This window comes from Rickettsia endosymbiont of Ixodes scapularis (assembly GCF_000160735.1).
Classification (GTDB): domain Bacteria; phylum Pseudomonadota; class Alphaproteobacteria; order Rickettsiales; family Rickettsiaceae; genus Rickettsia; species Rickettsia tamurae.
The window spans coordinates 103,987-127,257 of the sequence record NZ_CM000770.1; the positions used below are offsets into that span (position 1 = coordinate 103,987).

Consider the following 23,271-nt stretch of genomic DNA (forward strand, 5'->3'; position numbering starts at 1 on the left):
AGTACATTTTATAACAAAAACAATATTACTAATATCCTCGTAACCCAGTTACTATCAGCTATTCAGTTCCTCTATTAATACGAAACTCGCGTTTATAAGATAGGTTATGCAAGAAGTCTACTGTTTCATGAGATTGCCACGTCGAGGCTTTGCCTCTCCTCGCAATGACGATTTGGTGTCCATGCAATAATACCTTGCGGGAATGACATAGAACGAGCTATACAACATTACTTACCTATACAGAAATTTTTAAAGATCTCGCCTAGTATTTCTTCTACGTTGATAACACCCGTAATTGTACCGATGCAGCGTGCCGTCATTCTAATATCTTCAGTTGCTAGGACTAAATCATTATCTAAGCTAAAAGCCGTTAAATGTAAGAGAGCTTGTTTTAAATAATGACGATGACGCTGATTTGTTATATAAGGAGTTTCGGTAAATCCTGCCATATTTTCGGCAATATTTTCAATATTTTTTAATATACTTGAAAGAGCAATATTATTTTTTACTGAAACTCTTAAGCATTTATATTTATTTTCAATAGAAAAGATTTTACTAGCTTCGATTAAATCGATTTTATTAATTATTGTGATAGTATTTTCATCAATTAAATTAATAATATCTTCATTTATAGAGGAATCTAATTTTTCGGCATCAAACATTATAATTTTAATATCCGCTGTTTTAGCCGAATTAATAGCTCGTTTTATACCTTCTTGCTCGATAATGTCACTACTTTCTTCTCTTATACCTGCTGTATCCTGTAAAATAATAGGATAGCCGCCAATGTCTAAATGCCCTTCAATTATATCTCTAGTAGTTCCTGCGATATTTGAAACAATCGCTATATCTCGCTGCATTAAAAAATTTAGTAAGCTAGACTTACCAACATTTGGTGGACCGATAATTGCAAGCTTAAGACCGCTATTTAGTAATTCTCCCCGTCTATTATCGTTAAGATAATTAGATATTTCATTTACAAGGTTTTTATGAGTGTTATTAACGTCATTAAGGACGCTATCCGGTATATCTTCATCAGGGAAATCTATATAAGCTTCAAGCAGAGAGATAATTTTTAAAAGCTGACTACGCCAGTTATTATATAATTCTTCAAGCCCGCCGCTTGCTTGTCTAATTGCTTGCCTATGCTGCATAATGGTTTCGGCATTAATTAGATCAGCTATCCCCTCTGCTGCCGTTAAATCGAATTTGTTATTTAAAAAAGCTCTTTTGGTAAATTCTCCTGCTTCTGCCAAACGAATATCAGCTATATTTAACAATGCATTAATAAGCATTATAGAAATAGCTTTACTACCGTGCGTATGAATCTCAACTACGTCTTCACCGGTAAAGCTACCTGGTGATTTAAAATAAACAACCATAGCATTATCAATTAGCTCCTTAGTTTCAGGGACTGTAATTTGTTGATAATACATTAATCTCGATTTAAAGTCCTTTCTACCGGTAAGTAGTTGTAAAACTTCTAAGCTTTTAGGACCGGAAATCCTAAAAACCGCTACGCCTGCTTTACCGAATGCAGAGCTTTGTGCAAATATCGTTTCCACTTATTTTCTATGCCTCTTGCTTAAGTTATTTTATATAATATAATAACAAAAGAAATAATCATATTATTATTACTTGAGAAAATCATGACCCCAAAAACAACCTCTTTAAATTTTAGTCGTTTAAATTGTCAAATTCCGAATTATAAAACTAAAATTCTAGAACTTAGCAAGGAACGTGAGTCAAGTTCCATATATATAGATTTTGTTCAAAAGTTTTTAAATTATATTCCGATAGATTATGATTTTGAGAATAGAGAAAAATTATTCCAAAATTTTGCAGATGAAGCCTTTAAGTTTTTTAAGCAAAGGGTAGAAAGAGCAAGAAAAATAGCAATAACAAAGGCAGTTATCGAAAATGATCCGGCAATAAATGTCTTGATATTACTTGATAATAAGCCGCATATTGTTGATTTTATCATATGTCTGCTTAAAAACATGAATTTGCAAACTAAGTTTTTACTCCATCCGGTAATAAACTGTGTCCGAAATAGTAAAGGAGAATTAGAAAAAATATTAGAAAATTCTGTGTCGGATGAAAAATCAGAATCGATACTACATTTAACCATTTTAGGAAACTTTGATGATAAAACTGCTACATTTTTAACTGAGGCTATAAATGAAAGATTAGAAGAGTTAGAGCAAAGCTATAGCCATTTACCGCAATTACTCACAAAATTACAAGATTTATCTAAAAATATAATTGATAATGATAAATTAAATTTTGAAGAGGCTAAAGAATTCTTAAATTGGTTACAAAACGATAATTTGGTTTTATTAGGGACTCTTGATTTTGAGGTAAAATCTTTAAAATTAAGCAATGAAATAGGAGCAGCAAAAATATGGCAAGAAGTAAAAGACGAGATTGATGATATTATAAAATGTTCTGCTAATCCTTTATATCAAAATCAATTAATAATACTCGGTAAAATAAATAGTGCGTCGCTTATCCATTCAGATAATTTAATCGACTATATCTTAGTGAAAAAATTTAACTCTTCGGGTGAATATATTTCGGGAAGTATAATTTTCGGCATATATAATTCAAATATGTATTACCATTCAATAAGTAATATTCCAATCCTACGACAAAAATTTAATTTTGTAATTGAGAAAGCCGGTTTTGCATTATCCGGTTATAATGCCGATAAGTTAAGAATTTTAATGGAGTCGTTACCGAGAGAAGCTTTAATACAAATTGATCAAGGCGATTTATATTGTATGTGTTTACATATGCTCTCAAGTATGATGAGTAAGAAGCTTAAATTATTTATTCAATATGATTGGTCGAGTTCTTTTCTTAATATCATAATTTTTCTGCCACGAGAACGTTTAACGGCTGAAATACATAATATGATAGATTGTTATTTAGCGGAAAAATTCGGCAGTAAAATTTTATCCAACTATATCACCGAAGTAGCCGGTAATTTTTCTTATCTTTTTGTAACGCTTGAAGCACAAGGGGAACATAAAATAAATTTTGAAGCAGAAATAATACAGCAAGATTTAGATCGTATCTCTACACGTTGGAGTGAAGATTTTTATTTTAAGCTTTCTAAAAAATTCGGTGAATATCAAGCAGGTATTAATTTAAAGCTTTTTGATAATGTTTTTCCGGCAGACTATAGGCAAAAATTTTCTCCAGAGATAGCTTTAGTAGATATTGAATATTTAACGGAAGCAAGCAAGTCACAAGAATGTATGTTTAATCTAGTTTATATAAATGAAACGGAATTTTACTTAAAAATATATAGTCCAAAAGTAAAACTTGCCCTTTCTAACATATTGCCGTCAATCGAAAATTTAGGTTTTAAAGCAATTGATGAACAAACTTTTGCAATTAAGGAGGCTTTGGGAATCAAAGAAAGCTGGATATATAATTTTATCTTAACTTCTATTGTACCTGTAAAGGATAATATTACCGAATTAAAAATAAATGTTGAAGAAGCTTTAGATAAAATGGCACTTGGGATGCTTGCTAATGATTCTTTAAGTAAATTAATAGTACTTGCCGGTTTTAATTGGAAGCAAGTTAAACTCGTCAAAGCTTTAACAAGATATTTACATCAAACAGGATTTAGTTACGGTAAAGGTTATGTACAGTTAACGTTACTTAAACATCCCGAATATACAAAAATGTTGGTAAATCTATTTGATATAAAATTCAATCCTAAATACTCCAATGATAGAAATCTTTCTAAACCAGCTTATAGAGAGGAATTTAAAGGAGACACGGAAGCACTTGCCGCCGCAGCGTACAAAGAAGTACGTGAGGATGCGAGTACCGGTTCGACGTCTAAATTACCTCTAGAAGCGAAGTTTGGGAAGATGTCTAATAATTGTGACGTAATTAAAGACAAACTAAATAACTACTTAGTAACCGTTGAGATGAGTAGTGAAGATAAAGTACTACGTAATATGCTTGGTATAGTTAATGCTATTACTAGAACAAATTACTATCAACCACATAAACATATTTTTTCATTTAAGTTTGATTCTTCAAAAGTACTGGATTTGCCTAAACCTGTTCCGTTTGCCGAAGCATTTGTTTATTCTAGAAATTTTGAAGCTGTTCATTTAAGAGGCGGTCCCGTATCGCGCGGGGGGCTTAGATGGTCGGATAGAGCAGAAGATTATAGGTTTGAAGTCCTTGGGCTTATGAAAGCACAAATGACGAAGAATTCCGTTATTGTCCCTGTCGGTTCTAAAGGCGGCTTTTATGTTCATTTTACTGAGGAAGGGCTTACTCGTGATGAATATATGGAAAAAGTGGTAGAATGCTATAAGAATTTCCTGAGAGGTTTATTAGACATAACCGATAATATCATTGACGGTAAAGTAGTATATCCGAAAGAGGTTATTATTTATGATAAAGAAGATCCTTATTTAGTGGTTGCTGCCGATAAAGGTACAGCTTCATTTTCGGATTATGCTAATAGTGTGGCAAGAGAATATAATTACTGGCTTGATGATGCTTTTGCTTCCGGTGGTTCTGCAGGTTACGATCATAAAAAAATGGCTATTACTTCCAAAGGAGCTTGGATTTCCGTAACTAATCACTTTAAAACTTTAGGGTTAGATGTCCAAAAAGACCCTATTACCGTCGTAGGTATAGGAGATATGTCGGGAGACGTGTTCGGTAACGGTATGCTAAGATCAGAGACTATTAAGTTAGTCGCCGCCTTTAATCATAAACATATATTTATTGATCCTACTCCTGATCCTTTATCAAGTTTTAATGAGCGTTTGCGTTTATTTAATTTAAAGGGTTCTAATTGGTCCGATTATGATTCTAAGCTGATTTCTAAAGGAGGCAAAGTATTTGAACGCAGTAGTAAATTAATAAAATTATCACCGGAAATTAAAAAATTACTTGATATAAATGATAATGAGATGTCACCGGAAGAATTAATTAAAGCTATTTTAAAAGCAGATGTTGATTTATTGTGGAATGGCGGAATAGGCACTTATATTAAAGCTAAAACGGAAAATAATTTAGAAATCGGTGATAAAGCAAATGATAACCTTAGATGTAACGGTGAAGAAATTAGAGCAAAGGTTATAGCAGAAGGCGGTAATGTCGGTGTATCACAGAGAGGTAGAGTTGAATATGCTAAAAAAGGCGGACGCATAAATGCCGACTTTATTGATAATTCAGCAGGTGTTGATTGCTCTGATCATGAAGTAAATATCAAGATTGCTTTAAGTAGTGCGGTAACCTCAGGAAAAATTACTTTAGAAGAACGTAATAAACTTCTAAACGATATGACAAAGCAAGTTGAAGAGTTAGTATTGCTTGATAATTATAAGCAAACCGAAGCAATAACAATTATGCAACTATCTCCTACTTTAACCGTTAATATACTTAGTCAATTTATAGATATTTTAGAAGAAGAAAAAGTATTAGAGCGGGAAAATGAATTTTTGCCTAGTGCAGAAGAATTGAATAGAAGAGCTATTAGCGGTGAAGTATTAACTCGTCCTGAGCTTTGCTTACTGCTATCATATAGTAAAAGGTCGGCTTATCACGAGTTACTTAATTCTACTTTTTCCCATGATAAATATTTTGATGCATATCTTATAGATTATTTTCCTGAAATGATGCAAAAAAAGTTTTATAATGAAATTTTATCTCATCCTCTTAAACATGAGATTATTAAAACCGTTACTATAAATAAAATAATTAATCAGCTTGGAGGACCGCTTATTAGTATTGTAAAGCGTGAGATTGGGGCTCCTCTTTGTGATATAATAAGGTCATATACCATTATTTGTGAAATTTTTGATCTTGATGATATATGGGAAACGATAAGTAAGCTACCTACTAATATTGATTACAATGTAAAAATCGACATGTTTACCGAAATAACGAAATTAATGCGTCGAGGTATTTCGTGGTTTATTAAAAATTTAAAACATCCTATTAATATTAGTGAAACTATAGAAGAGTTTAGAGTTCCTGCACAAAACTTAAGAAAAACGGTAGGTACTTTATTAGTCGGAGAAACTAAAATAAGATTTGAAGAAAAATTAAATTATTATACAACTAGCGGGGTAGAGGAATCATTTGCTGCTACTATCGCTACATTTGACAATTTAATTTCAGTATTTGACATTATATATGTAACAAAACAGACTTCAGGAAATAATAAAGAGATAGCAAAAGCTTATTTTGCTATAAGTGATATGTTTAGTCTTGATTGGTTACGTAAAGCTTGTTATAGGCAATTGAATGATTCATTTTGGCGTCGCTTAGGTATTCAATCGCTAAAAGATGATTTATATGATAAACAACGTAGATTATTAATAAAAATAATTAATAAATCTAAAACAACTATTGATTTAGATTTATGGATTGATGATAATAATAACTTAGTTAGAAATTTTCTTGATTTTATTAAAGAAATTAAATCTCAAGAAACTATAGACTTAAATATAATTATTTTAGCAAATAAGAAATTTGAAATATTCTTACAAAAACTTGAGTAAATTATGTCATCAATGCTTAAGCAAATTAGGTTAGATTCGGGTAAAACTTTAAATCAGGTATCTAGTGATTTAAAAATTAGAAAAAAATATTTAGTAGCTTTAGAAGAGGATAATTTTGATGTTTTACCGGGAGAAGTATACGTAAGAGGTTACTTAAAATTATACTTGGATTATCTTAATGTAAAAGATCGAAATGCAGAGCAGATAGAAGCTACTAAACAGAACGAAACCGAAAAATTATTAAGTAATAAAAGAGCTACGGCATTGATAAATTATAAACGTAAAAAACAATTAGTACTTATATCTATTATAATGTTATCGATTATTATTGTAAGTCATCCATTCATAATTAACGCTTAAACGAAAATGGATAATGAAATATTAGACTGCTTACAGAACGAAGCTAATAAAGAGGAATTTGAAGGAGACACGGAACGCAGAACCGCAGCGTACAAAGAAGTACGTGAGGATGCGAGTACCCTATCGACGTACAAATTACCTTTAGAAGCAAGTTATGTAAGCAGTCTAAAGAAATTAATGGAAGAAGTAGAGCATAAACTTGATGAGTTATTGAAGATTCATGAGTATGATCTAAATGAAATTAAAAAATTACAAAACGAAAATAAAGAATTAAAAGATAATTATATAAAAATGCTAGATCAAATTAACATTTATATTAATGAACTTGAAGAAATAAAAAAACAGCAAAAATAATTATGTCAATTGTTACGGTAACATTAAATAACAAGAGTTTTCAATTATATTGTAATAATGGAGATGAGGAAGAATTACTATCTTTAGCGAATAAATTGAATGATAAAATAGCGGAAATTAAACTTGGTAGTCCCACAGCCTCTTTTGAGCTATTATTAGTTATGGCATCACTTAATGCTCAAGCTGAAATAGCTAGTCTAACAGAAAAACTTAATAAAAACGGCCTTCAAAAAAATCATCCCGACGAAGAAAAATTCGCAGAAACCTTAACTACTATAGCAGGTTACCTAGAAAACCTTGCATGTAAAATGAGAAAGTGATATATTAGCTCTTGGCTGCTTGGTTCGTGAGCTTAATATTAACCTAGGACTACCAATAACTTTTAGGACATCGTCCCTGTCTAATACTAATTCAGTTTAGATATATGAAGTCCACCTTTATATAAAGGTCTTTGAAGGATTTTAAGTAACGGCCAAAGTGGTCATGTATACCTATGTCATTCCCGTATGGATAATACCTAATCGTCATTGCGAGCGACTGTAAGGAGCGTGGCAATCCAGAAAAAATAATAAAAAAATTCTGTAAATCAGAATTTTTTACTGGATTGCTTCGTCGAATTACTACGTAATTCTTCTCGCAATGACGGGAAAACCTATCCATGCAACAACGCTGGACAAGCCACGGGATGACACCGAAAATGACATATACCTTTAAAATGAAACAAACAAAATCAAGCAATAAAGTTCTCGGTGCTTTTTTAGGCACTATCATTGAGTATTACGACTATAGTTTATATGGTTTTTCAGCGGCAATTATCGCCGATAAATTCTTTTCAGCCGGTACTGATCCATTAACAAAGCTTGTAAATGTTTTTGCCGTTTATGCAGTAGCATATTTATCAAAACCTATAGGTGCTTATATTTTTGGACGTATAGGGGATATATACGGTCGAAAAAAAGCCTTAAGTTTTACGATTATCGGTATTGTAATCCCTACCTTAATAATCGGTTTATTGCCCGATTATTCCTCGATAGGAGTTTGGAGTACAATAATTTTAGTTTTATGTCGCTTCATGCAAGGTATTTTTATTGGAGGGGAATATGACGGTGTAGCGATTTATGTTATTGAACATTTAGGAGCAAAATACCGATTTACTGCCTCGGCAATAACTAGATGTACAGGAGTAATGGGTTTATTATGCGGGATTGGTGCAACTAATTTCTTCAATTCTCATATTTTTCCGGAGTGGGGTTGGCGTATTCCATTTTTACTAAGTTTACCGCTTGCATTAATAACTCTTTATTATCGTCGGGAATTTGATGAAACACCGGAGTTTAAAAAAGCACACCATGGCCAAGATTCTATTGAAAAACTTAGCTCTATAATTAAAAAGCAATGGAAAAATATTGCATGGTTAATATTCTTAGCCGGAGGTTTTGGAGCAACATATCAAATTGCAATCATCTTTATGAAGCAATATTTACCGATTGTATTACCTTCAGTCGGTATTATTATGAGTTCTTTTTCAGTCTTAATAATAATATGCTTTACTGTTTGTATGCCGATTGCTGGTTTTATTGCCGACCGTTTAGGAATTAATTCGGTATTAAAAATCGCATTTATATGTACTATTACAGCAAGTGTATTTTTTATAATAGCAGTAAAATATCAAATGACTAATTTAGGGCTTGCAGCTAGTTTAATGTTAGCTGCATCGGTTGCTCCTTTTAATGCTCTTGCTCATAGTATAGTTATTAAGTCTTTTGTAGTTAAAGAACGCTATCGTGTTATAAGTTTAGGACATAATATTGGTTCAATGTTAATGTCCGGTACTGCTAATTATATTTGTGCAAAGGTAATAAAATCATTTGATTTTAACCTATTTCCGATTTTATATCTTTGCATGTTTGCCGTACTTGCTTATTCTATGACCATATTATTTAACCGTAATAGGTAAAAAATAAATCTTGACGGAAATAATGAATGTAAGTGTCTTTATTTGTAATTTTTTTAACTTTAAATTTAAATGTTATGCATAAAATTTTTCATAAATCTATAATTTTTATTATCTTAGCTACCTTTATTAGCGGTTGTGCTCGTGACCTATCTTCAAATGTATATACTAGCGATTCAACATTAAGTTTAACGTTAGAAGGAGAAGTAGTATCCGTACGTCCTGTAAAAATAAAAGAATTAGATCGTTTATCGGATAATGCAGGTGGTATGGCAGCAGGAGGTATAGCAGGAGGTGTACTTGGTAGTACAGTAGGTCAAGGAAACGGTACTACTGCTGCAATTGTCGGAGGTGCACTTGCAGGGGCAGCTGTTGGAACTATATTACAAGATAAACTCGGACAGAGTAAAGGGTATGAATATTTAATTAAAGTTGATACTTCTAAAATAAAAAGTGACTATTATGAAGGTAGTACTGCTATGCGTAATGTTATCTCTGCTGCATTTACAAGCGGTTTAATTACCGTAGTACAAGGTACAGACGTAAATATAAGAAACGGTCAAAAAGTATATGTTATTTTTTCCGAAAAGCGTACTCGTATAATACCGGCTAATTAATAGGTAATAATTATGCAATTAAAAAACCTAGTATTGTATGTTTTATTAGTTTTTATTACTTCAGGCTGTACAAAAGTAACTTCTGTGCGTCATGTTAGCGGATATAATAAAAATATGATCGCTCACAAGGAAATATTAGTTTTACCGATGCAAATGGAAGTATATACGTTAGATATTGGTAATTGCAAAGAACGTAAATATGACTATGAAGATCATTTGGAAGAATTGTTGAAGCAAGAAATTTCTTTAGCAATGCAGAAGAATGGTTTAAGAGTTAAGCTATTGCACAAAAAAGATATTAGAACACAAAAGCTTGATGATTTAGTATCTCGTTTCCGTAGCTCCTATAATAATGCTTATACTGCTTTATATACGCCTTTATTATGGCCTGAAGAAAAAGCTTTCTCAATTACTCAAAATATAGGTGAACCTGTTATAATTTTAGGAGAAAAAACAGGAGCTGATATATTTGTATTACTTAATTATATGCAAATGATAAAGACTAACGGAGCTCGTACACGTGACTTTTTAATGAGTGCTTTGGGTTGTTCAGTAAGTAATGCAGATAATATATTTATGTCTATAGGAATAGTAGAAGCAAAAAGCGGTAGAATATTATGGACTAATGCAATGCCCCAAGCACAACCATTTAGTAGCTCTATTTTCTCTTCTCGTGATAAATCAGAAATTGGCAATTTTCATTCAAGTAATAAATATGCTTTTATCTCCATTATAAACTGAATTTTGTGTCGTTCAGGGATGGTTGGTGTGGCCTTATTATTTCTCTCTGTCATCCCGTGATTTATTCACGGGATCCAGTAAAACATTATAATATGGGTGACAAAACACATCTAATTCAAGTTAATACACTATAAATCGTTTTTATCAAATAGAAAAAACTCACCTATTTCAGGAATAATAAATTTATTTTCATCAATATTATCTTTTTTTCCGATCTCTTTAAAAAGAGTATCGTTATAACCTGAATCACCTATAAAACGCGAATTTCGTATTAATAAAACGTGAGTTTCGTATTAATAGAGGAACTGAATAGCTGATAGTAACTGGGTTACGAGGATATTAGTAATACGCGAGTTTCGTATTCAAAAAGTCGCTGTATAGCTGATAAACACTGGGTTACGGGGATCTTGATAATACTGTTTTTGTTATAAAGTGAGTACAAATGATGAACGAATATTAAAATTCCCCATTTTTGAGTAAAAAATATTGTCTAAAGTATTACATTATTATCCTCCGATTTTATAGTTAATTTTTTGCCTTTCGCTGTAGCGATTCTATGACTTTCAGTATTTAGTTTAAGAATTGAAGAATGGTGAACCAATCTGCCAATAGCTGCTGACGTAGTCATTTCATCTTTAAAAATAGTATTCCCATTTTGCAAAAACTAAATTGCTAGTAATTAATACACTACTCATTTCATAACGTTCAGGTAATAAGGTAAATAAAACATCAGTTTCTTCACGATTATATGGTACATATGATATATCATCAATTATCAATATTTCAAAATAATCGAATTTTTTAATAATTTGCTTAAGTTTTAAACTAAGTTTTGCTTCTAGTAATTGTTGAACCAAATTAGCTGCTGTTGTATATAATACACGCCTACCAGCAAGACACCACTCACGTGCTAAACCTATACTAAGATGACTTTTGCCAGTGCCAGGATTACCAAAAATAAGTATATTTTCATAGCGATCCATAAATTCTCCTTGTGCAAGATATTGGATCTTAGTTGACGATAATCCTGGGATACTCTTAATATCAAAGTTGCTTAATAACTTATCTCGAGAGAGTTTTGCTTGCTTCAGCAATCTGGCAATACGTTGCTGATGTCTATGTTCTAACTCACGTATGGCTAACTCCTGTAGTAATCTATATATGTTTTCTTTTCTTGCTCAAAGCTTTCTGCAACTGATTTGTAGCATGATGCAAAAGTAGGTAAGCAAAGGTTCTTGAGTAAATTATTTAGCGGTTGCAGAGTTATTATCTGTTTACTCATGCGACCTCCATTGTTTTAAAGCAATGTAATTGATCATATTCAGACAGTATTGGTTGATTAATTTTTACTGAACAAACAGTTTTAGTCTGACTATTTAGTAAATCTGTAATATGATCAATTATTGGCTCAATCTTCTCTTCTAATAGCACTTCTAATGCAGCAACTACATTCAATTCTCCATACATTTTTGCTAATTGTAATATTTTAAGATATATTTTATGCCCTTTATATGGATATATAGATATAAGCTGGTCATATACCTGACGAAATATAGCACGTGGGAATAAAGCTTCATAATATTGATATTGGACAAATGCTCTAGGTTTACGTACTAAACTATCAATAATATGTCTATAATCAATAACATAGCCATTGCTGATTCTAGACATTTTTTGTAAACATTTGTTACCATAGTAAAGCTCTATTTCTTCAGAATAAATATAAGCTTTTAAAGTATAACCTATTAAGCGACTAGGCACAAATAAGCTACAGATAAAATACTAACTGTACTGCTTGGGTTAACACGTACTGATAATATTGTAGGTGCATTCCATTTCCTGATTGGTAACTCTTTTAAATAAACTAATTCTTCAGCTAATTTTTCTTTTCTACAGCTATTGCGCTTTTCTTTAATTTGTGTAAGGAATAATTCATAAGCTTTTAAATCAACAAAATTACGTGATCCACGTAATAGCAAATGTTGTTTCACTGCTTGCTTAAATGTATCATGACTTTTTTCAACAGAACCATTTTTCATGACTAACACCGGGATTATTTCGCGATGGTGCAACATCGTAATAACCAAGCAATTCTTGCCATTTTTCTGTAAATTGTCTACTATTACCACATTGCTTGGTAGCTGCACTTAAATTATCTGTACGATGCTCTGGGTAAAACTCCCACCTAACTCCCATACAGCTTTTTCAAACCCTGATGCTAATGTATCAAAACTTTCACTATGGCATAATGCTGAAAGTTTCCCAACATGAATAAGGCAACATAAAATGAAATAGTAAGTGAGGATATGGTTTCCCACCAATACAAATACCCAATTGATTCATATTGCTCCAATCAGACTGGCTTTGTTTGCCAGGAAGAATATTTTGTAAAAAGATTACTGGCTTATCCTTACCATGTTCAGCTCTCCATTGTTTCAACCTTTTCTGCAAACAGCATAATTGCTTTCCATTATAATTCCCATGATACTTTTCTGTCAAATATGCTAATATGGTAGTTGCTTGCAACTACCGGAGCTGATTCTAGCATTGATTCTATTTCATCCCAGTGCTTAACAAATGGATCCTTACGTGTCCTATATTTACGTATTGTTCGTAATTCGCTTGGATACTTATTAACACGTAAATACTTACGTGCCGTTTTTACACTCATACCTGCTTTTGCAGCAGAAATTATCTGATTATATTTTTTGATCTTTTGCATTAAAATACCTACTTGTTTATTTGTACATGTCATCAGTAATTCTCGAATAATATATAAATCTTAAAAAAGAAATTTTTATTCGATTTTACTGTCCATAGTTACTTCTTTTTTATAGGTAATTTTAATGTTCGTTGAGGGTAATTCTAATATTCGTTAGTCATTCTATAACTTCTCATGTTTCTTGATATAAATTCATTGCTAAAGCAATTTCATTATATCTTCCCTTCGCCTGAAGGCGAGGGATTTCTTATCCCCGAAGGGGGACATTAAGAAACGCGAGTTTCGTATTAATAGAGGAACTGAATAGCTGATAGTAACTGGGTTACGAGGATATTAGTAATATTGTTTTTGTTATAAAATGTACTTAAAACTGCATAAATTTTTAGTAAATTGTCTTTTTTGACTATAACTATTAAATTGTAAAACTTGTCACACCTCTTACAAACCTTGAAAGGATAAGCATTATAGCATATTCATTAACCATAATTTAGGCATCTTAATATGAAACTCGCGTTAATCCTATAGAACATTATTGGTTTAAAATTAAACATCAAATTAGAAAAGATACTAGTAACTTTACATATTTTTTTGATGCTGTTTATCACGTGTTACAAAAAGTAACTACCTTATCTGCTTAAGCTATAATCTTAAAGCAAAAAAGTTTTTATTGGTTAAAAATCCTTAAATATATTCCCTAAATATCTATTTATCCAGTTGCTCCAACATCATTTTAGCGGCTTTTATACCTGCTTCTTTTGAAGTTTTTATATTGGTGGTTTCAGTATGGAAAGTTATTTTACTACCGTCAAGGTTACCGAGCATAAAATCGGTTTGTATATTAGACATCTTTCCAAACTCTACTTCTAGGGATAATTTGTACGTCAATCCGGTACTCGCATCCTCACGTACGCTTTTGTACGCTGCGGTGCTGCGTTCCGTGTTTTCTTCAAATTCTTCCCTATAAGCGAGTTTGGAAAGATGTCTAGGGTCCGCATCTAAATATTTAGAGTAAGCAGCAATCGGGGTACGGCAATTAGCATCTAGATATTCTAAAAAAGCTCTTTCAGGTTTTATTAGTTCAAAGGTAGGAATATGATTAATTTGGTTGCATATCTCAAGCATAGCATTATCATCTTGTCGTATTTCAACTGCAATGACTCCCTGCCCTATACACGGTAACATCTGTGAATACTCTATCAAATGACAATATTCCGGATTAAATGCCCCTAACCTTTTCAGCCCTGCATATGCTAAAATTGTCGCATCAACTTCGCCGGTCATTAACTTTTTTATTCTTGAATCAACATTCCCTCTAAAAACCGTTGCCTTTAAATCCGGTCTTATTTTTTGGATGAATGCTTTTCTTCGTACTGCCGAGCTACCTATTACGGCATTTTGCGGCAGTTCTTCTATGGATTTATAATTTAAACATACAAAAACATCTCTAGGATCTTTACGCTCTAAAACGGCAGCAATTACTAGCTCTTCGGGTATTCTACCAGGTACGTCTTTTAAAGAATGAACGGCTAAGTCAATTTTTTTATCAAGCAAAGCTTGCTCTATTTCCTTTAAAAATAAAGCTTTGCCGCCTATATCGTATAATGGTTTATTTTGGATTAAATCCCCGCTAGTAATAATTGGTACTATTTCACAATTAATATCAGGAAAAAATTGTTTAATTTGCTGAATAACTAAATTAGTTTGTATTAAAGCAAGCGGACTTTTTCTTGTACCTATTCTGATAGAATTTGTCATTTGTTTTCTACTATTTCAAAAGGGCTAGTAAAACTTAAAACATTACTGCTTATAATTACTTCATGATTCATAATAACCGGATGATTTACCTCTCCATGCCCTATTCCTACTGCTTTATAAGCTTCTATATGCGGAATATGATTTAAACAAAAACTTTTTATAGCTTGTTCTACAAACTCATCCCCTTTAGTAAAATCACCGAAAATTATCGCCTCTATATCGTCAAATATACCGGCATTTTTTAATTGAACTAGATTACGATGCACGGCATAGGCTTTTTCATTAACGTCTTCAAGCAGTAATATATTACCCTTTTTTAGGTTAATAGAAGTTCCTATTAATTTGCTAAAAACCGTTAAATTTCCGCCTGTTATTTTACCGGTTATATTTTCCTCACTAATTTTCTTTATAGGTATAAGTTGTATTTCACTCTTTTCTCCTTTAAGAACATTTATTATAGATGTAATATCCTGATTAGTAGGCGGTAGTAACGAGGTTAGTACTGAACCGTGAATAGTTGGGATATTATAATGGTTATTTAGTAATAAATGCAAAACGGTAATATCGCTATAGCCTATCAGAATTTTATCGCCTTTTTGCTTTATATTAAAACAATCTTCTACAAATTCACCACATCCATATCCGCCACGAAAAACCCAAATTATTTTAACCTGTTCATTTTCCATAGCTTCTTTAAATGTTCTTAGCCTTTCCTCTTTAGGAGCAGTGAAAAAAGCAATTCATCACCTGAAAAAATCTTATCATCTACTAAAGTTTTAAACCCTTGTAAAGTTAGTATTTCAATAGCTTTCTTTAGTTTATCCTGTGCATCAGGACAACCTGACGCCGGTGCTATAATTGATATCAAATCTCGTTGTTTGTTAAAAATAATCTTTTTCATAATAATGTCATACCATGGCTTGACCACGGTATCTAGATAAAAATGTTGAAAAGTGCGTGTTATAAGTTGTTTTTTGGATACCGTGGTCAAGCCACGGTATGACAGCAAAAAGTACTGGATTCCCGCTTTCGCGGGAATGACATTAAAATCATAATAGTTATACGAAGATCAACTTCAAAAAGAGCAAAGAGTCTATAAGGCGAGGAGCAGAGCGTATACTTAATACGTGAGCACCGCAGCTCTTATAAGACGACGTAGCCAATTTTTGAAGTTCATCGAGTATAAGGCATCGTAAAAATAAAAGTAGTCTCTCCCAGTTTATCGTTTTCTGCCCAAATTTTCCCGGCGTGCAGTTCTATTACTTTCTTACATAGAGCAAGCCCTACTCCTCTACCTCCTGCCGGTGTACGTGTTTTATAGCTTACGACAAATACGCCGAATATACTCTGCAATTCCTCTTTTAGTACTCCTATTCCATCGTCTTTTATACTAAACAAGATATTATTTTCTTGCATGTGTAGATCAATTTTTATTATTCCCTCACTACAATAGCTAATAGCATTAATTATTAGATTATCGAATGTGTGTTTAATATAATGAGGATCACAGTTAAATATTATATTTTCTTCAATATCAGATATAAAATTTAAGGTTTTGCCGTTTAGATATAATTTCTTACATATTTTAATCCTTTCATGTAGCAATTCGCTTAAGTTTATATCTTCTTTATTTAGTTCATAATTAAGACTAGATAATTTTGAAAAATCTAGAATATTATTTATCAAGCTATTTAATCTAATAGAGCTTTTAGCTATAATCTCTACGGCATTACGACGCTGATCTTCATTAAATTTATCATAATTAGCCCATAAGGTTTCACCAAGGCTAATAATACCGGTTAGCGGCGTATTGATTTCATGGTTTATATTACGTAAGAACTCATGTTTCAAATCAAGTAACTTCTCTAATTCCTGCTCTCTATAATTAACTCTATTACCTAAATGGGTATTTTTTAGGTTAACTAATCTCTCTTGCTCCTGCCTTGGTTTTAAGAATACTATTAAAAGGCTGCTAAATAAGGTTAGGAAATATACTACTTTAAATTGAAAACTATCTATGCTAATTAATAACTTCTCATCCATAAAATATTTATAAAACTCTATACTAGCAAACACGCCCGTAACGGTCATAAGTAAAGTAGCTTGCCACCTGAATATCGTTGCAATTATAAGTAAGTTAATTATCGAACACATTAATTGCAGCTGATCAAAACTACTTGATATAACAAGTAAACTACCGAAAAATATTAATATAACAAAAGTAGCAACAAACCAAGATAAAGATATAATATAATAATTCTTTTTAAACTTTAAAGACCATAAAGGATAAGTGATTAATATTGCAGCAGTTATAAGTGTGGTATGGTAAATAATATTATATATATCCAAATGGTTCATTATTCTGCTACCCAGTGTGGTATATAAAGATGAGAACATCGATATTAAAATAAATATACCGACATAACTATAGGTAATTTCTTGATTTGGTAGGGTACTTTCCCAATATTTAAAGATGTTAAAATTCTTAAGATCACGAAATAAAGTCAAAAATTTTCTTTTTCTCTCTTGCCTGATTATTTTAACGGCTAGCGGCTCTTTTAAAGAACTAAACCCTCCGGGTTGCTTTAAAATATAATGGCTTCCAAGGAAAAAGAGTAAATTTACGATAGTTGCGGGTAGTATCGGATAAATACCTAGAACTGCTCTTAAAGAAAATATTTGCCACAATATAATAGTTAATATTGCAGCAATCATACCGATAAAAAAACTTTTGGCACTTGATTTAAAACCGTATATTAACAAAATTAACGGCAAAGTGATTAGAGGTAAATAGATACTAGTTAACAATAGAAATAGATTTATTAAATCTTTCATATAGAGTGATATAATAAAACCTATTAATCCTATAGTAATTGCGGTTATATAATTATAATTTAATGAAGCTTTTTTAATGATGTCATTAATAAAAGTTACCGCTGCAACGTTAATATAAGAGTTAGTACTTGAGATTATCATTGCCATAATAACGCCGACGATTAACCCCTTAAATCCTATATAACTTTTAATAATCCGTAAAAACAATTCATTAGTGTCAACACTCGGTTCTTGAGATAGTAATAATATTACAATCCAAATAAATAAAACGGATAAACAAAGACAAATAATTGCCGAAATAAAAAAAGTTTTTGATATTTGCTTTGTGTCTTTTGTCATCAATACTCTTTGAAAAATTGAAGGACCAAGCGACGGAATCGCAAAATATATAAAAATATTTAAAGAAATCCAAAATTTAGGACTAGTATAGTGAAACAATCCTTGTAAATCAGTCAGACGAGTTTGTACGTTTGAGTCTATAACTATATGCGGATCGCTAAAAACATTCCATACGACAATTCCTATTACCGGAATAATTGCACTATAGGTAAAAAACTGTACGGCTTCAGTAAAAGTAACCGATTTTACGCCGCCAAAAGCAGAATAACTTATTATTACGGTGGCTATACATAAATCTATATAAAAATTTGAAATATTAAAGAATAGCTGTAATATTAAACTTGCTACGTGGAATTGCATGGCAATCCTACCTATAGACATTAATATACTAACTATCGACGTAAGAATACGAACTTTGTTACCGTACGCCTCCCCTATTATTTCTGCTGCCGATAAGCTGCCCAAAAAATTCTCAAAACGAGGAGCTATAAAGTAACTAATTAATAACCAACTAACTACGCTACCGAATATACTAGGTAATAAGTAAAATAATCCATCCGTATATATTCTTGAATTATCGATTAAAAAAGTACTAGTACCGATCCAAGTAGCAATAAGAGTTGCAACTATCGTACCTGTAGAAAAATTCCTTTTTCCTATAGCATATTCGCGAATATTTTTTATATTTTTGATATTTAGAAGTCCAACTAGCAAATTAATCGCTAAAAAGCTAGTAAAAATGAGGAGATCTATATTTGGCATAGAGTTAAGTTATAGGGATTTTATGCAAATAATAATAAAGATAAAAAAAGAAACAAACAATATTTTTGTGGAGTTAAAAAAGTATGTCATTCCTGCTTTGGCATTGTTGTGTGGATCTATTTTCCCGTCATTGTGAGGAAATTACGTAAGTAATTGACGAAGCAATTCAGTAAAAAATTCTGATTTACAGAATTTTTTTATTATTTTTCTGGATTGCCACGCAGTCTACGACTGCTCGTAATGACGACGCGAGAATAACATTAAGATAAACTATCTTTTTTTCATAAAGATTGAACTCTTCTACTGCCTGACCTAATGATGCTACATTTGCTCGACACGAAATTCATCGGAAATGTGCGTCTCCATAGTAACACGCCAAAAATTTTGGATTTGTGCTTTTTCAGCTGCAACAAATTTATTCATTATTTGAGAATTATTATGAAATACTTCCATCACTTTAGTGCTATTACTCCATAGCCCCCATTCAAAAACGGTATTATACGCGAGTTTCGTATTAAGATGCCTAAATTATGGTTAATGAATATGCTATAATGCTTATCCTTTCAAGGTTTGTAAGAGGTGTGACAAGTTTTACAATTCAGCTATTCAGTTCCTCTATTAATACGAAACTCGCGTTATTATCGTTTTTATCTCAATCAGTTAAACTGCAAAGAGCTTCAAAAATATTTAGCTTGGAATTATTAAGCTCATTAATATTAGTTCCGTTTAATATAGACGGTATTTGTTGTATATTTCTTGAATTTAACAATTGAAAAAAACTCTTCATAAAAAACCCATAATTTATATTATAATTTTACAATAAATTACCATGAAACATGGTTTTTTACTTGTGTCGTTAAAATACATAAAGTATTAATAAATGTCAATGGATTATTTACTAATAATTTAAATTTTGTTAATTAATGTCCCCCTTCGGGGATAAGAAATCCCTCGCCTTCAGGCGAAGGGAAGATATAATGAAATTGCTTTAGCAATGAATTTATATCAAGAAACATGAGAAGTTATAGAAAGAATAGTCATAGTCAGTATGATTTAAAAGTACATCTTATATGGATACCAAAATATAGGAAGAGAGTATTGATAGGCAAAGTAGCGGAAAGGGCTAGAGATTTACTAAGGCAGATTTGTATGGAACATGAAGTATATATAATTTCAGGGAAAATATCATGTGATCACGTGCATATGTTTATCTCATATAAATCACAAATATCTCTTAGCAAGTTAGTACAGTATTTAAAAGGTAGTAGCTCAAGAATTTTATTGCAAGAATTTGCTCATTTAAGAAAACAATTTTGGGGCAATCATTTGTGGGCTAGGGGCTATATGGCGGTCAGTTCAGGTAATATAACTGATGAAATGATACAGCACTATATTGATGAACAGGAAGGTGAACCTGTGAATGATGATCGATTTCTAATCGATTCCACTTTATAACCCCTCAGCTTATAGCTGAGGGTTCTTTAGTTTAATACCAAGGTGCGAGAGATAAGTTTATTTTAATCCCTTTAACGGTAATATCAGCTTCTTTATCGGCAAGATATTTTTCTTCTCTGATTAAGGCGATTGCTTTATTACGGTAACTTGAGCATATTACGCCGATTTTATCGTTATCTGCGAGTATTTCTTCATCTTTAACTAATGAGGATAAATCTTCATCTGCTGTAATTTTATATATCTTTCTTCTTATAACACCTTGATATTTAGCTCTTGAAATAACTTCCTGACCAACATAACAGCCTTTGTCAAAACTAATTGCATTTAACTCCTCAGCACCATATATATTTGGAATAGATTTATCTGTGATTAAATCTTCTACTCCGTCTATTATTGCAAAATTATATTTATCTTCTAGGTATAATTTTTCATTAAAAGAAGCTGGATCCCCGCTTTCGCGGGGAGGTATTGTTGCATGGACCGATTCCACTCTTGTCATCCCACGACTTGATCGCGGGATCCAATCTTGTTTAATTGTTTTCTGGATACCGCGGTCAAGCTGCGGTATGACACCGAACTCATATATAGAACGAAAACCGAGCATAGTATAGCGAGGATCACGAGACGTAACTAGCGTGTCTATATCTAATTTTTGATGTGAGTAGATAACTTTATATTCTTCGCTGCAATCTATTATTTGTATTTTAGAGCGAAATTTATAAAAGTTTAAATGCTCTGTCAAAGCAGCTTTATTACTTTTATCAATATCAAGATAAATTTCCTCAAGGTTAGGAACATACACAAAAAAATCAAATAAATATCTTCCTTGATTATTAAGCAAATAAGTATAGCAGTAATTATTCTTTTTTATGTAGTTAGTAATGAGATTTTGTAGGAACTTTACGGAATCTAAACCTATTATTTTGATAACTTCTCTATTACTTAATATTTCATACATAATTATAATATTATTGACTTTATAGGTTCCTAACTACTATACTCTAAATTTATATAAATTAAACTTAATAATTATGAGATGTTCATCTTACTGTACTTCTTCCGAATATAAGATGAGTGATCTAGTTACTAATTTAAAAAAGATTGGTCTTGAACCTCAACATTTTGACGATGTTTTATATATTCGGAAAGAGATAAATAAAGATTCTGATTTTATAGAGATATTTTTCTTCCCATTTGGCTGTGTAACTATTTGGGGCGGCGATGAAATTCAAGAAAAAATAGTTTTAAGCGATACTGATTTAGTAACCGTGAACAAGCTTAAAGAGCCGGTGTCTGATTATATTTATTTTGAATATAATACAGAAGTCGAGAAAACATTTATTGATGAAGAAAAAAATAAAATAATCTTAGCCGATAAATCAGTTTTTGTTAAACTTTCTATTTCCCATGCGCTTGCACAATCGGTTAAACTTAGCGTTCTTGAGCAATCCGTTAGTAACTTGATTGTTCAGACAACCCCTATACAACAGGAACTAGCTAGAACCGGTAGCGTATCGCTTTCTAAAAAGGAGATATTACAGCAAATAGGTATATTATTTAACGAGCGTTATTCAATCAGTTTGTATAGCGATATATTCGATACTCCGGAATTCTTTTGGCGTCGTCCGAGCTATGAGCCTCTATATCTTATGACAGCAGAGTTTCAAGACATAGAAATACGGCAAAATATAATGAATCATCGTCTTAATATGATTCATGAACTTTTAGACATTCTTTCAAATGACCTTAATTATAAACATTCTACCAAACTTGAGTGGATTATTATTATTTTAATCGGTCTTGAAGTTGTCCTGTCGTTATCTCATACTAATCTTTTCTTAAAAATTATCGGAGCTTTATAAATAGCTTCTATGCAAATTATCGATAATCAAAAAACATTAGAAGAATTTTGTAACCGGTTAGCAAATAAGGCATGCTTAAGCATAGATACGGAATTTGAGCGTCGCTATACTTATTATGCTCAGCTTAGTATAATTCAAGTTAAAGCAGAAGAATATTGCGGAATAATTGATGCATTAAGCAATTTAGATCTGAATATTTTTAATAAGCTGCTTGCAGATAATAATATTACTAAAATATTTCATGCTCCTCGTGAAGATTTAGAGATTTTCTATAATTTATTTAAAATACTACCTTCTAATGTTTTTGATATACAAATTGCAGCAAATATTTGCGGATTCGGTAAACAGCTAAGCTATAATGACCTTTGCTATAAGCTAATCGGTATTACTATCGATAAAACCCACCAAAAATCTAACTGGCTAAAACGCCCTATCACTAGTGATATGTTAAATTATGCAATGTTAGACGTGGAGTATTTGTATAAGATATATAAAGAGTTAAATAATATAATTATTAGAAATAATTTAACTAATAAATATCAAACTACTCTTAGTTCTTTATTAGATGTTAGAAATTATAAGGTTGAGCCGAAAGATGCTTGGAAAAAAATAAAATATAGAAGTGATGATGAGAGTTTTAACCACAAAATTCAAATGCTTGCAGCTTATCGTGAAGAGAATGCACAAACTATAAATATTCCTCGTAAGCATTTTATTTTAAATGAAGATTTAATAAAGCTTAGTAAATACCCGCCATTGAATCACAAGGATTTTAAAAATCTAAATTTAAAAAGCAAATATTTACACAAACAAAAATATAAAGATGAAATAATAAGTTTGTGTAATAACTTATAAGAAAAAAGCTACAAATCAAATAACTTGTAGCCTATATATGAATAGAAAATTGGGGGTATCAGAAAGTTTGTGTAAGTTATAAAAATAGTTAAGAATAAAATTAATTAAA

General features: G+C 31.5%; 22 protein-coding genes, 1 other RNA gene and 3 pseudogenes. 12 read left to right on the plus strand and 14 right to left on the minus strand.

Annotated features, from left to right (window positions below):
• Positions 1-227 precede the first annotated feature (227 nt).
• Positions 228-1,565 (minus strand): tRNA uridine-5-carboxymethylaminomethyl(34) synthesis GTPase MnmE, encoded by a 1,338-nt coding sequence (mnmE, locus tag REIS_RS00550; RefSeq protein WP_008579300.1) that lies wholly within the window; start codon positions 1,563-1,565, stop codon positions 228-230.
• Between the two features lie 84 nt (positions 1,566-1,649).
• Here mnmE and REIS_RS16745 point away from each other — a divergent pair.
• The 9 genes and pseudogenes from REIS_RS16745 to REIS_RS00585 form a co-directional block, all read left to right on the plus strand.
• Positions 1,650-3,746, plus strand: a pseudogene (locus REIS_RS16745) (glutamate dehydrogenase); the annotation flags it as partial.
• Between the two features lie 150 nt (positions 3,747-3,896).
• Positions 3,897-6,551 (plus strand): annotated as a pseudogene (locus tag REIS_RS16755) (NAD-glutamate dehydrogenase domain-containing protein); the annotation flags it as partial.
• A 3-nt stretch (positions 6,552-6,554) separates the two neighbouring features.
• Positions 6,555-6,911, plus strand: a complete 357-nt coding sequence (locus REIS_RS00560) for a helix-turn-helix domain-containing protein (RefSeq protein WP_008579302.1) — start codon at positions 6,555-6,557, stop codon at positions 6,909-6,911.
• Between the two features lie 6 nt (positions 6,912-6,917).
• The gene (locus REIS_RS00565) at positions 6,918-7,265 is read left to right on the plus strand and encodes a palindromic element RPE1 domain-containing protein (RefSeq protein WP_008579303.1); all 348 of its coding nucleotides are present in this window, start codon (positions 6,918-6,920) and stop codon (positions 7,263-7,265) included.
• Positions 7,266-7,267: 2 nt separating this feature from the next.
• Positions 7,268-7,585, plus strand: coding sequence for a cell division protein ZapA (locus tag REIS_RS00570; RefSeq protein WP_008579304.1), 318 nt, complete (start codon positions 7,268-7,270; stop codon positions 7,583-7,585).
• 9 nt (positions 7,586-7,594) lie between these two features.
• A non-coding RNA gene (ssrS, locus tag REIS_RS11775) (6S RNA) lies at positions 7,595-7,753 on the plus strand.
• A 227-nt stretch (positions 7,754-7,980) separates the two neighbouring features.
• Entirely contained in the window at positions 7,981-9,222 is a 1,242-nt protein-coding gene (locus REIS_RS00575; protein ID WP_037214155.1) for an MFS transporter, read from the plus strand.
• A 74-nt stretch (positions 9,223-9,296) separates the two neighbouring features.
• A complete protein-coding gene (locus REIS_RS10605; RefSeq protein WP_152540729.1) occupies positions 9,297-9,836 on the plus strand; it encodes a hypothetical protein in 540 nt (179 codons plus the stop codon).
• 12 nt (positions 9,837-9,848) lie between these two features.
• Positions 9,849-10,577, plus strand: coding sequence for a hypothetical protein (locus tag REIS_RS00585; protein WP_008579308.1), 729 nt, complete (start codon positions 9,849-9,851; stop codon positions 10,575-10,577).
• A gap of 490 nt (positions 10,578-11,067) precedes the next feature.
• On the opposite strand, the gene REIS_RS16760 is transcribed toward REIS_RS00585, so the two are convergent.
• The 12 genes and pseudogenes from REIS_RS16760 to REIS_RS16315 all read right to left on the minus strand — a co-directional run bounded on the left by REIS_RS16760 (position 11,068) and on the right by REIS_RS16315 (position 19,777).
• Positions 11,068-11,205, minus strand: a complete 138-nt coding sequence (locus REIS_RS16760) for an ATP-binding protein (RefSeq protein WP_160142956.1) — start codon at positions 11,203-11,205, stop codon at positions 11,068-11,070.
• A gap of 7 nt (positions 11,206-11,212) precedes the next feature.
• Complete coding sequence (locus REIS_RS00590) at positions 11,213-11,740, minus strand: ATP-binding protein (RefSeq protein ID WP_371256144.1); 528 nt, start codon at positions 11,738-11,740, stop codon at positions 11,213-11,215.
• A 115-nt stretch (positions 11,741-11,855) separates the two neighbouring features.
• Positions 11,856-12,338, minus strand: a complete 483-nt coding sequence (locus REIS_RS10610; RefSeq protein WP_008579188.1) for a hypothetical protein — start codon at positions 12,336-12,338, stop codon at positions 11,856-11,858.
• A complete protein-coding gene (locus REIS_RS10615) occupies positions 12,323-12,616 on the minus strand; it encodes a hypothetical protein (RefSeq protein ID WP_008579311.1) in 294 nt (97 codons plus the stop codon). The genes REIS_RS10610 and REIS_RS10615 overlap by 16 nt, the downstream gene beginning before the upstream one ends.
• Positions 12,597-12,773, minus strand: a complete 177-nt coding sequence (locus REIS_RS13875) for a hypothetical protein (RefSeq protein ID WP_008579312.1) — start codon at positions 12,771-12,773, stop codon at positions 12,597-12,599. Before REIS_RS13875 ends, REIS_RS10615 begins: the two co-directional genes overlap by 20 nt.
• 42 nt (positions 12,774-12,815) lie before the next feature.
• Entirely contained in the window at positions 12,816-13,016 is a 201-nt protein-coding gene (locus REIS_RS10620; protein ID WP_050755338.1) for a hypothetical protein, read from the minus strand.
• 31 nt (positions 13,017-13,047) lie between these two features.
• Entirely contained in the window at positions 13,048-13,332 is a 285-nt protein-coding gene (locus tag REIS_RS10625) for a hypothetical protein (protein WP_050755339.1), read from the minus strand.
• A gap of 669 nt (positions 13,333-14,001) precedes the next feature.
• Entirely contained in the window at positions 14,002-15,054 is a 1,053-nt protein-coding gene (gene hemC / locus REIS_RS00600; RefSeq protein WP_008579314.1) for a hydroxymethylbilane synthase, read from the minus strand.
• Positions 15,051-15,955: pseudogene (locus REIS_RS00605) on the minus strand (LD-carboxypeptidase). Before REIS_RS00605 ends, hemC begins: the two are co-directional and overlap by 4 nt.
• A gap of 272 nt (positions 15,956-16,227) precedes the next feature.
• Positions 16,228-18,990 carry a sodium:solute symporter family transporter gene (locus REIS_RS00610; RefSeq protein ID WP_037214152.1) on the minus strand — a complete coding sequence of 921 codons (2,763 nt, stop codon included), beginning with the start codon at positions 18,988-18,990 and terminating at the stop codon, positions 16,228-16,230.
• A 321-nt stretch (positions 18,991-19,311) separates the two neighbouring features.
• Entirely contained in the window at positions 19,312-19,446 is a 135-nt protein-coding gene (locus REIS_RS16310) for a hypothetical protein (RefSeq protein WP_008579316.1), read from the minus strand.
• A 196-nt stretch (positions 19,447-19,642) separates the two neighbouring features.
• Positions 19,643-19,777, minus strand: coding sequence for a hypothetical protein (locus REIS_RS16315; RefSeq protein ID WP_256377111.1), 135 nt, complete (start codon positions 19,775-19,777; stop codon positions 19,643-19,645).
• 227 nt (positions 19,778-20,004) lie between these two features.
• Here REIS_RS16315 and tnpA point away from each other — a divergent pair, with 227 nt between their 5' ends.
• Complete coding sequence (gene tnpA / locus REIS_RS00615; protein ID WP_008579210.1) at positions 20,005-20,445, plus strand: IS200/IS605 family transposase; 441 nt, start codon at positions 20,005-20,007, stop codon at positions 20,443-20,445.
• 31 nt (positions 20,446-20,476) lie between these two features.
• Here tnpA and REIS_RS00620 read toward each other — a convergent pair whose 3' ends face one another.
• Positions 20,477-21,403 (minus strand): YgfZ/GcvT domain-containing protein, encoded by a 927-nt coding sequence (locus REIS_RS00620; protein WP_008579318.1) that lies wholly within the window; start codon positions 21,401-21,403, stop codon positions 20,477-20,479.
• Positions 21,404-21,515: 112 nt separating this feature from the next.
• On the opposite strand from REIS_RS00620, the gene REIS_RS00625 reads away from it, so the two are divergent.
• Entirely contained in the window at positions 21,516-22,307 is a 792-nt protein-coding gene (locus REIS_RS00625) for an RMD1 family protein (protein WP_037214149.1), read from the plus strand.
• 9 nt (positions 22,308-22,316) lie between these two features.
• A complete protein-coding gene (locus tag REIS_RS00630; protein ID WP_008579320.1) occupies positions 22,317-23,162 on the plus strand; it encodes a ribonuclease D in 846 nt (281 codons plus the stop codon).
• Positions 23,163-23,271: the final 109 nt, after the last annotated feature.

Excerpts from the sequence above, each read along its gene's own strand:
- REIS_RS00560 (WP_008579302.1), top strand. The coding sequence starts at position 6,555 with ATGTCATCAATGCTTAAGCAAATTAGGTTAGATTCGGGTAAAACTTTA.
- REIS_RS00585 (WP_008579308.1), top strand. The coding sequence starts at position 9,849 with ATGCAATTAAAAAACCTAGTATTGTATGTTTTATTAGTTTTTATTACT.
- tnpA (WP_008579210.1), top strand. The coding sequence starts at position 20,005 with ATGAGAAGTTATAGAAAGAATAGTCATAGTCAGTATGATTTAAAAGTA.
- REIS_RS00620 (WP_008579318.1), bottom strand. The coding sequence starts at position 21,403 with ATGTATGAAATATTAAGTAATAGAGAAGTTATCAAAATAATAGGTTTA.
- REIS_RS10605 (WP_152540729.1), top strand. The coding sequence starts at position 9,297 with ATGCATAAAATTTTTCATAAATCTATAATTTTTATTATCTTAGCTACC.
- REIS_RS00570 (WP_008579304.1), top strand. The coding sequence starts at position 7,268 with ATGTCAATTGTTACGGTAACATTAAATAACAAGAGTTTTCAATTATAT.
- REIS_RS00565 (WP_008579303.1), top strand. The coding sequence starts at position 6,918 with ATGGATAATGAAATATTAGACTGCTTACAGAACGAAGCTAATAAAGAG.
- REIS_RS00625 (WP_037214149.1), top strand. The coding sequence starts at position 21,516 with ATGAGTGATCTAGTTACTAATTTAAAAAAGATTGGTCTTGAACCTCAA.
- REIS_RS00610 (WP_037214152.1), bottom strand. The coding sequence starts at position 18,990 with ATGCCAAATATAGATCTCCTCATTTTTACTAGCTTTTTAGCGATTAAT.
- REIS_RS10625 (WP_050755339.1), bottom strand. The coding sequence starts at position 13,332 with ATGACATGTACAAATAAACAAGTAGGTATTTTAATGCAAAAGATCAAA.
- hemC (WP_008579314.1), bottom strand. The coding sequence starts at position 15,054 with ATGACAAATTCTATCAGAATAGGTACAAGAAAAAGTCCGCTTGCTTTA.
- REIS_RS16760 (WP_160142956.1), bottom strand. The coding sequence starts at position 11,205 with ATGACTACGTCAGCAGCTATTGGCAGATTGGTTCACCATTCTTCAATT.
- REIS_RS10615 (WP_008579311.1), bottom strand. The coding sequence starts at position 12,616 with ATGAAAAATGGTTCTGTTGAAAAAAGTCATGATACATTTAAGCAAGCA.
- REIS_RS16315 (WP_256377111.1), bottom strand. The coding sequence starts at position 19,777 with ATGAAGAGTTTTTTTCAATTGTTAAATTCAAGAAATATACAACAAATA.
- REIS_RS00575 (WP_037214155.1), top strand. The coding sequence starts at position 7,981 with ATGAAACAAACAAAATCAAGCAATAAAGTTCTCGGTGCTTTTTTAGGC.
- REIS_RS13875 (WP_008579312.1), bottom strand. The coding sequence starts at position 12,773 with ATGGGAGTTAGGTGGGAGTTTTACCCAGAGCATCGTACAGATAATTTA.
- REIS_RS00630 (WP_008579320.1), top strand. The coding sequence starts at position 22,317 with ATGCAAATTATCGATAATCAAAAAACATTAGAAGAATTTTGTAACCGG.